This window comes from Rhodococcus shunpengi, assembly GCF_048381395.1.
In the GTDB taxonomy this organism is placed as follows: domain Bacteria; phylum Actinomycetota; class Actinomycetes; order Mycobacteriales; family Mycobacteriaceae; genus Rhodococcus.
Window position 1 is genome coordinate 1 of the sequence record NZ_JBLWIU010000017.1, and the last position, 9,091, is coordinate 9,091.

The 9,091-nt window shown below is 65.2% G+C and carries 8 protein-coding genes; 7 read left to right on the forward strand and 1 reads right to left on the reverse strand.

Annotation, left to right across the window (positions count from 1 at the left end; translation table 11 throughout):
• Window positions 1-10: 10 nt before the first annotated feature.
• Window positions 11-814 carry an IS5-like element ISRhosp9 family transposase gene (locus ACNJ7K_RS11540; protein ID WP_263510442.1) on the reverse strand — a complete coding sequence of 268 codons (804 nt, stop codon included), beginning with the start codon at window positions 812-814 and terminating at the stop codon, window positions 11-13.
• 647 nt (window positions 815-1,461) lie between these two features.
• On the opposite strand from ACNJ7K_RS11540, the gene ACNJ7K_RS11545 reads away from it, so the two are divergent.
• The 7 genes from ACNJ7K_RS11545 to ACNJ7K_RS11575 all read left to right on the forward strand — a co-directional run bounded on the left by ACNJ7K_RS11545 (window position 1,462) and on the right by ACNJ7K_RS11575 (window position 8,812).
• Entirely contained in the window at window positions 1,462-2,079 is a 618-nt protein-coding gene (locus ACNJ7K_RS11545; RefSeq protein ID WP_487041710.1) for a hypothetical protein, read from the forward strand.
• The gene (locus ACNJ7K_RS11550; protein WP_080597781.1) at window positions 2,080-2,724 is read left to right on the forward strand and encodes an RES family NAD+ phosphorylase; all 645 of its coding nucleotides are present in this window, start codon (window positions 2,080-2,082) and stop codon (window positions 2,722-2,724) included.
• A 1,370-nt stretch (window positions 2,725-4,094) separates the two neighbouring features.
• The gene (locus ACNJ7K_RS11555) at window positions 4,095-6,080 is read left to right on the forward strand and encodes a cutinase family protein (RefSeq protein WP_487041711.1); all 1,986 of its coding nucleotides are present in this window, start codon (window positions 4,095-4,097) and stop codon (window positions 6,078-6,080) included.
• A gap of 28 nt (window positions 6,081-6,108) precedes the next feature.
• Complete coding sequence (locus tag ACNJ7K_RS11560; protein ID WP_016695654.1) at window positions 6,109-6,366, forward strand: hypothetical protein; 258 nt, start codon at window positions 6,109-6,111, stop codon at window positions 6,364-6,366.
• Between the two features lie 62 nt (window positions 6,367-6,428).
• Window positions 6,429-6,767, forward strand: coding sequence for a hypothetical protein (locus ACNJ7K_RS11565; protein ID WP_487041712.1), 339 nt, complete (start codon window positions 6,429-6,431; stop codon window positions 6,765-6,767).
• A 145-nt stretch (window positions 6,768-6,912) separates the two neighbouring features.
• Window positions 6,913-7,935: a hypothetical protein gene (locus ACNJ7K_RS11570; protein ID WP_487041713.1), complete on the forward strand. Its 1,023-nt coding sequence runs from the start codon at window positions 6,913-6,915 to the stop codon at window positions 7,933-7,935.
• Window positions 7,936-8,003: 68 nt separating this feature from the next.
• A protein-coding gene (locus tag ACNJ7K_RS11575; protein ID WP_371683064.1) for an IS5 family transposase occupies window positions 8,004-8,812 on the forward strand; the annotation gives its coding sequence in 2 pieces (ribosomal slippage) (window positions 8,004-8,351 and window positions 8,354-8,812; 807 coding nt in all).
• The last annotated feature ends 279 nt before the right edge of the window (window positions 8,813-9,091 follow it).

A 9,091-nucleotide genomic window follows, 5' to 3' on the forward strand; every position in this document is an offset into this window, starting at 1 on the left:
TGAGGTTTTCTCACCAGGCGGGGGCTTGTAGGTGAAGAAGCACGAGGGCGGCAGCGGTTATCGTGCCGATCCTCCACGGACACAGACTGATTCGTTGTAAGGCCTTCCAGCGGGTCTTCAGCAGGGCATTCGCACGTTCCGCCGGAGCGCGCATCGCGGACAGAAGTGTGTTGCGGCATCGAGTGCCGGCATCGAGGTCGCGGCCCTTGGTCGGCGTGTGGACACCGATCCCGGCACCGGTGTAACCCTTGTCGGCAAGGGTGGGCATCCCGCCGGTGGCGGCCTCATAGAGGGCGCCGAGGACTCCGCCGAGTCGAGCAGCGGTGATGTCGTGAACCGAGCCGGGTTCGACGTCGGAGACCCAGACCGGGTAGCCGGTCGGGTCGGTCAGGACCTGGATGTTGCCGCCGTGTCGGCGGTGTTTGCCCGAGTACCACAAGTCGTGTCCGGCTTCGGAGCGCTCCCGGCATCGGGTCGCGGCGATCAAGGTGCCGTCGAGTCCGACGTGTTCCCACCCGGATGCACTCCCATGGGCGAGGACCTCGTGCAGGTCAGGGGCGTGGGCGGCGATCACGTCGATGCCTTCGTGTAGGTATCGGTAGGCGGTTGCCGGCGAGATTCGGGCATCGCGCGCCAGGGCGGCGACGTCGGTGCCGTCGCGGAACCAGCGGAGCACCATTACCGCCTGGACGTAGACGGTTGCGGCCCGCTGCCATGGTCGGCGGTCGACTCGGGTGCGATGCGCGGCCAGGGCACTGGCGACGAAGGCCAGGGTGCGCTCGGGCACGTCGAGCGTGGCACGATAGGAAATCACGTGGGGTCCTGCTTCGGGATTGCTTCTTGGTCGAAACGATCTCTACCAGGTAGGACCCCACGTCCTCATCTCACGCCACACCGCCCGAATGTCCCCGGCCGCCGTCAGCGAACTCCTGGTGAGAAAACCTCAGTGATCTCGGCCGCAACTTCCCACGGTTATGTTGCGGTCGCGCTGTAGCTTCTTCGACCGAGTTGCGGTGACGAATGTTCGACTCCATCTCTGGAGTGGTTGAGTCCCGGCAGGAAGCTCGCCCCTCGAAGCTGCCCGCCCTGTGCCCCGGAGTCTCCGATTCCGGGGCACGGTGACTCGGGGAGCGAACGCTGTGCATCCCTATGAGCCGATCGACCGCCTGCTCACGTCGTCAAAGGGACATTGCGGAGATGAGCACCCTTGCCGGCGGCCCTCTCGAGGTAGGAATCGATCTCCGCTGGTCGATTAGAGAAGGTGTTGGCGGCGTCGACCCTGGTCCGGGGTGTCGTGGCCTCCCGCTGTAGGGGACCCGTCGTTGCTGGGACGCCTTGTGCAGGGTTCTTGTGGCTGCCGATGTGGTGCTACATCGACAGGATTTCTCAGGGTGTGCCTGGCCGGCGGAGTTCGCTGGCATGTATTTGCGAGCGTAAATAGTCGCAAATCAGGAGGTCGTGATGAGCGAAGCAACGACGGAGAGCCGCTATTTGCGAGGCGACCTCAATTTCGAAGATGCTCTGCGTGAAGTGACCGGAATCGACATTGGCCGTGATCAACTCGTGCAGATCCTGAAGAGCCTCCGTACGACGAACCCTGCCGGACCGGCACTATCCGAACACGACGCACGCGTGCTCACCGATGCCGGATTCACCGCGAGTCCCGCCGCTGCCACGGCTGCGCGAGTCGACCGCGACGTCCGCATGGCCAACCTCGCCGCGACCTCGCTGTCCATTGCAGACGCTGCGGTGCGTCTGGGCGTCACGCCGGCTCGCATCAGGCAACGAATTGCCGACGGCACCCTGTGGGCATTCGACTCCGGCCGCAACCGCTTGTTGCCCCCAGCGCAATTCACCGACAGCGGGGCCGTCCCTTACCTCGACAAAGTCATGCCCCACATCCCGAAGGACCTGCACCCGCTGATGGTGCAGACACTGCTCACGCAGCCGCAGCCGTCATTGGTCGTCGAGGGCCGGCCGGTCTCGATCGTCGCGTGGTTGACCGGAAGCGCCGGGATACCCGAAGAGATCGAGTGTGTGGTCGACGTGCTTGCTGCCATCGAGTGGGAATCGGCGTAGATGGGGCCAGTGCTTCCGCCGCCGCCCTCCATCGCGCAGCTTCGTGCAGCAGGTCTGCTGCCGAAGAAAGTACTCGAGTGGCAGCCGAGCGAGATCGTGTGGCGCGTACACCGTACGACCGGCTCGCATGTTCTCCCGTGGAATGCGTTGCGTGAGTTCGGGCCGATTCTGCGGTTCGATCAGCATCCGCTCCCGCGTGGGGACCATCCCGGCTACGGAGTTCGGTACGGCGCTTCGAGCCCTCAAGGTGCATTGGCGGAAGCGTTTCAATCGGCGCGGGTGATCGATCGCCATCGTGGTGACCCTTATCTGACCGGTGTGCGCTTCACCCGCGTTCTGCAGTTGCTCGACGTGTCCGGTATCGGTGGAGGTGCATGGGCCACTCGGGTGGGAGACAACCATGCTCTTGATTCCGCGCCGCACCGTCTCTCGCAGCACTGGGCCCGCACTATCCATCGCGCGCACACTGATCTCGACGGGATCATCTATCGCGGCCGGTTTGCCGGCAGCACGTCCGTTGCGGTCGTCGAACGTGCTTCTGATGCGTTTCCGCAGCGTCCTGTGCTGTCACTTCCCTTGTCGCATCCTGGTCTGGCTGATGCCGTTGATACTGCGGCGCACAAACCCGGGTATGTCGTTGTTTGATCCGGTTGTGGGGCATAGCCATCGCGCACACCCATGTTGAACGTGGGAGGCTACGAATGTCGGGGAGGCGTGGGCGGGGTGGCGGACAGTGACGAGCAGAGCCACTGGTCGTTTCGAGCAGGACGGTCCGCTCGGCAGTGCTGTGCCGGCAGGCTGAGTCGATCCGGAGTGCCTGCGGGCTCAGCGGTGTCGGGGCATTCGAAAGGGGGGAACGCGGGCAAGGGCAATGCGTCGCCCGTGTGCCGGGCGACGTCGGCAGATCTGATGTCGAGTTGCGTACCGGCGGCAGAGGGGAGGCGGGCTTGCCGCGGCGTCCGAAGTCAAGCGGTACGTCGCCGTCCTCCGCCATCCTGAAAGCCAATGGGGCGGGTCCTCGGGCGTCTCTGTAGAGCTCGAGACACAACGCTTTCGAACGCGCGATTTCTGCAAGAGGTCGGTGGCGACGGGCCGTCGACGGTTGGGGCCTTCATTGCGAGCCCCTATGGTCTGTCTGCTGGTAACGGGAGGGGTCGAGGTTGCGACCTACGGTTTGTGAACCTTCACCAGGCACCGGCCGCCGTTGCTTCTTCAGCCCTTGCGTGTGCAGTGGTTGCCTTTCTGTTCCGGGAGTCCAGCGTTGCCGCCGTGTTCGTCTGTGCGGCAACCGTCCTGATCGTTGTCAGCGCGATACTCGGGATTACCCGGTTTCCTGCCGACGACCGTGTGCTTCGGTGCGAGGTGTGTCGGCAACCTCTCGCCGGCGACGAGCATGGCGGGTTGTGCTCGGCCGCCTGTGCGGCGGAGTATCGCGACGTGCTGGACAGACAAGAGGAAGAAGACTACTGGTGGCACGCCCTCGCATAGCTGGTTAATGGTCGCTGGTGTGAGCGTGCGCCTCTTGCGTTCGCTGGACGAGTTCTGTCGGCCCCGACATTGTCGGGGCACCTGATCAGAGAGTTCGCAAGATCCGGCGCAGTCATCGGCATGAGAAGTAGTGGTTCGAGTGGTGGTTCCCCCGCTTGACGGTGGTTCGATGCTCGCTCACATCAGGTCGCTGCGGAGCATGATGATCGGTTCGTCGCCCGACCCATGAGGCAGCTCCGCGCCCGCTCGAGTGCAATCGCGCCTTCGGACGTGGCAGCCTGAGGTAAGACGATCGAGGCACCGATGCAGCTTCTCGGGTTCGAAAGAGCAACTGTCTGCGTTGTCGATGGCAGTTTTTGCAGTTCATGCACGCTGCGCACGGGCGTCGTGCACGTACCTGAAGGTCGGCCGATGGTGCCGCTCACGGGGCGAATCTGGGCTCAGGGACACGGTTCACCGTGTTGGGGAAATCAGGCGTGTGGGTGAACGTAGGCGCACACATGTCCTTTCGGCCATCAGAGGTATCCATGCCTGTCCGACATTCGAGGTCCCGCCGCACCGCTGCGTTGATCGTCACCACGGTCGTCGGCGGAAGCTGCACGCTGTTGACCGTTCCCGCGGTCGCTCAGGCAGGGACGACTGATTGTGCGTCGACGTTCAACCTGCTCATCCCCGGGACGTGGGAGACCGACGAGCATGCGGACCCTGCTGTGCCGGTGGGCATGCTCGCTCCTGTTGCGCACGCGCTGAACGACGCCCACGGTGACGCGGTCGAGGTATACACGCTGCCCTACATGGCGCGTGCGTTCGACAACGGCCACACCTACGCGGACAGTAAGGCGGACGCGGTGTCGCGGGCCACGCGGGTGCTCGAGGATGTTGCACAGGTTTGTCCGCGTACGAAGTTCACGCTGACGGGTTACTCGCAGGGCGCCGATGCGGCGGGTGATCTCGCCTCGGATATCGGCAATGGTAGGGGACCGATCGATGCGAGTCGTGTGCTTGCTGTCGGCCTGCTGGCCGATCCGGGAGCCGGGACACCAGGGGCCGCGACGGTGGGGCCGCGGACGTCCGGACACGGCATCGCTGATCCACGGTCTCGAGGAATGGGGGCTCTGTCGGGTCGGGTGGCATCGATTTGTGATCCCGGTGATCTGTACTGCTCGATCGACAAGGGGACGAACCCGCTGATCGGTTCGCTCGGCTCGATCCTGAGCAAGACCCCCAGCGCCGGTGACTTCACCGCGTCCGGCGGCAGCGCCCACCTTGCCGGCGCACTGACCGCGGACTTCTCCGAGGCGGATCTGCCGACATTAGGCACCGACGTCACTAGCCTCGGCCAGCAGCTCACCGCACCAAGCGTCGATCTCGCGCAGGTCGCCGCGACTGCGCAGTCGATCGCATCGACTCTTGCTCCACTGGCCGACCTTCTTACCTCTGGGGCGACGAACTCGGCAGCGATCGGTCAACTCGGTGCTGCACCGGTCGGTACCGCCGAACATCATGCCTACGACGTGCTCACCAGGGCTGGTGAATCGGACCTTGCAGGTGCTGTCGACGCTGTGGTCGAGATCGCCGACACGGCACGCATTCTCGCCGGGAACGAGTCACCACCCCTGCCGATGTCAGATGCCGAGATGCGTGCTCTCACGGAGAATGCCGACGCGCTGACCGGGCAGATCGACCCGTTGGCATCCGCCCCTGCCGATGTGCTTGCGTCGGCGAGCAGCGTGTTGTCGGTGCTCAAACCGACGGTGGTGATCGATCAGGTTCTGAATGTCGTGACCGGTGTGAGCTCGCTCGATATGCCCGGCATCTTGCGCAACTTGACCGTGCTGCCGCAGAAGGTTGCCGCGCTCGACGCTCGCGGGGCTCACCAGGTGGCTGGGGAGTTGAACAATCAGTTTTCGCCCCTGGTGGAGATGGTGGCAGCGGTGGACTTGCGGTGGGTGGCGCAGGTGCTGGCCGTGATTCCGGATCCGTCCGGCGCGACGCAGATCGCGGCGTTGGTTGCGTCGATCCTGTCGAATGTCGACGTCATCAGGCTGGCCACGATCGTCGGTCAGATCCAGGAGGTCGCGTGGTCGGCTGTGGAAAAGGTGCTTCCTCCTTCCGGTGTCGCGCCGGATCCGGCCGGGGCCGCTGCGGCGATGGCCGGTTTGCTGCCCGTCGGCTTGGACTTGGCATCGGTAGCGACGGACATGCTCTCCGGCAAATCGACCAAGACCTCTCCCGATCTGCTGAGCAGGACCGCACACGCTGTGTCGACGACTATTACGAACCAGGATGCGAATGTGGACTTGTGGCAGCTGTCGGATTCACTTGTCGAGCTCTCGCAGTCCCGAGGCGCCGATGATCTGGCTTTGCTGGTCAGCGAAGGGCTCAGTGCGGCACGCTTCTTCACCTCCAATGCCCATACCGACTACAACACTCTCGTGGTCGACAACGCGGGCCGCAGTGCCATCCGATGGCTGTCGGATTGGCTCAATCTCCAGATCGGACGTGCCGTATGAATCCCCGCGTCCATAATCCATCGACAACGTGCCCCGCGAGATCGTCATCGGCAGCGACCTGAACACGCCGCGGCCGACCTGGTCCGGTCCGGTCTACTGGTACACCACCGTCGAAGGCGGCATCCCCGCCCATGCGATCACCGGGGACAGCATCTTCGTCTACGAGCAGACCGTTACCGCGATCGCGGCGGACTACTTCACCCGCGCCGACGGCGCCCTCGGATCGACACCCATCGGCGCCAAGCCGTGGACCGTGGTCGGCACCGGGCCACGGCGCAGGTCGTGAGCGGGCAGCTCGCCTTTACAGCGCTCACCTCCGGAACGGCGTATGCGATCATCGATGCGGGCGTGGCCGACGCCGACTTCACGATGACCGTCGTCATTCAGACCTCCGGGCAGATCGGAATTGCGGTTCGTTACGTCGCTGCGAACAACAGTCTGTTGCTCACCCGCGTGTCCAATGAGGACCGCTCGTGGCGTCTGGTGAAGCGCAGCGCAGGTGGCAGCACGGAGGTCGCTCAACTCGGCGTGACGATGGCGAATGGTGACGTGGTGCGGGTGCGTGCTCCGGCGAGACGGTCACTGTGTGGATCAACGGCACTCAGCGGTATACCGGAACCGTCACCGAGCACGCCACCGGCACGGGGTTCGGGGCGTTCCTCGGCGCATCCGGTTCGTCTCAGGTGAACGGCCGTTGGGATGATCTCGTGATCGAGGCGGCCTGATGCCGAACACCAGCACCGGCACCGAGTACACGACCTACACCGCAACGACGGCGCAAGCCGGCCAGATCCTGTGGGCGAAGCCGAACACAGCTAGCGCCGACATCCCGATGATCCTGTACCTGCACGGCGCGAACGGCGGATACAACCAGTTCACCAGCCTCTCCGCATGGATCGGCCTGCGCGAGTGGCTGATCGACAACGGCTGGGGATGGATTGAAGGCGGCGGCGCACAACCGTGGGGCAACGCCGCCTCCCGTACCGCGTATCGGGCCGCATTCGATCACGTCGACGGCATCCTCGACATCGGCCCCGTGGTCATCCTCACCCGCCCGATGGGTGGACTCGTCGGGCACTGGCTGTTCACGCAAGACCCGGTCCTCAAGGATCGGTCGGTCGGGTTCATCGGCAACAGCGAGGTCGCCAACCTCGCCGCCGCATACGCCACGAGCCGCTGGACGGCGGACATGCACGCCGCGTACGGAACGGACGCAGCCGGGTTCGCCGCGGCTTCGGTCGGTCACGACCCGATGCTGTTCTCCCCGTCGCTGTGGGCGGGCAAGAAGGTGCTAGAGCTGGTCGGCACGAACGACACGACCGTGCGGGCCGCCGACCACGGACTCGCGATCCGCGCCCACTGGGAAGAGCAGCCCGCCGTCAACCTGCTCGACACCCGTGAAAGCGGCGACCACCCCGGTACGAACGGCAGCTACCTCCAGGTCGAGGCGATGTCTCAGTTCCTGTCGCTATTCCACGGGCAGGCCGACGATCCCGACCCCGGTCGCGCCCAGCGACGTGTGACCTCGCGCCGGATCATCGCCCCGAGTGGCATCCACGCGCTCACCGGCGCTCCCCGCGTCCGCTCACGGCGTGTGGAAGGGGTGGCTGCACATGCACGGCATCGCGCCCCATCCGCTCTCGTCGTGCACGGGCTCAGGGCATTCGGCGGGCTTCTGTTTGATGCCGAGGATGTGGCGGACCAACGACGATCCGGGGGTGCCGACGGCTCGGTGAGCGCAGTCGGGACAAGCGAGGGCCATGCCCGATACGTAGGGCTGGACTACTCGGCGTTAACGCATCTTCCGGTAATCACCCGCAGATTCACCCGTTCGGATGGCGCCGTAACGCTTTGATCTTGTGACCGATACATAAGAGCATGTCTCTTATGGACTAGATCGTTTGTGCGGCATAATGCACTGCCGTGGTCGATGCGTTGTCTTCCCGGCTGGTACCGGATGCGTTGTGGGAGATCGTCGAACCGTTGCTGCCCGGATTCCGGGCGCGGCCCCAAGGCGGCGGCCGGGCGGCGATCGATGATCGGGCGGTGTTCACCGCGATCGTCTACGTGCTCACCAGCGGCTGTGCCTGGCGGCACCTGCCACCGTCGTTCGGGGTCAGCGTTCCGACCGCACACCGCCGCTTCACCACCTGGGTTCGGGCCGGGGTGTTCGACGAGCTGCACCGCCGGGTCCTCGATCGGCTCGGTGCCGGTGGGGACCTGGACTGGTCCGCCGCGATCCTGGACGCAGCGCACGTGCGGGCGAAAAGGGGGGCTCTCTGACCGGTCCCAGCCCGGTCGATCGAGGCAAGAACGGCTCGAAGATCCACATCCTCTCCGATGCCGACGGCATTCCCCTCGTCACGGCGGTGACCTCGGCGAACACCCACGACAGTGTCATGCTGCAACCCATGGTCGCTGCGATTCCGGCGGTGCGCTCACCTCGCGGTCCGCGGCGCCGCCGACCCGGCCGGTTGCGGGCGGACAAGGGTTACGACTATCCCGTGCACCGCCGATGGCTGCGGGCCCGGGGCATCGTTCCGCGGATCGCCCGCCGCGGCGTCGACAGCAGCGAACGCCTCGGCCGTTACCGGTGGAAGATCGAACGCACCCTGGCTTGGCTGAGCGGCTATCGCCGGCTGACGATGCGCTACGAACGTCACGGTGAGAACTTTGCTTCCTTTCTCCAACTCGCCGCTGCGCTGACCTGCTTCAAGAAACTCACCAAATGAGACGTGCTCTAAGTCGTGGCCCGATGGCCCCCGCCTTGATCGGGCCACGCCTGGGCGCCCCCGCTCCTCACTCCCAGAGGGACGGGGGCGTTCGGCTGTGTGCGGGAACGAGGTGGCCCCGCCGAGGTTCGTGTGAGGAGCCGATCGGCGGGGCCGTTGTCGCCGGGCAGGGGGGCGCGGCGACGTCTGTGACGGTACCGCGTAGATGATCTTGTCGCAGGCGTACCGTTTGGTAATCCGATGGTGCGAGAGCGGCGCCGCCGGCTACTCGTCAGAACC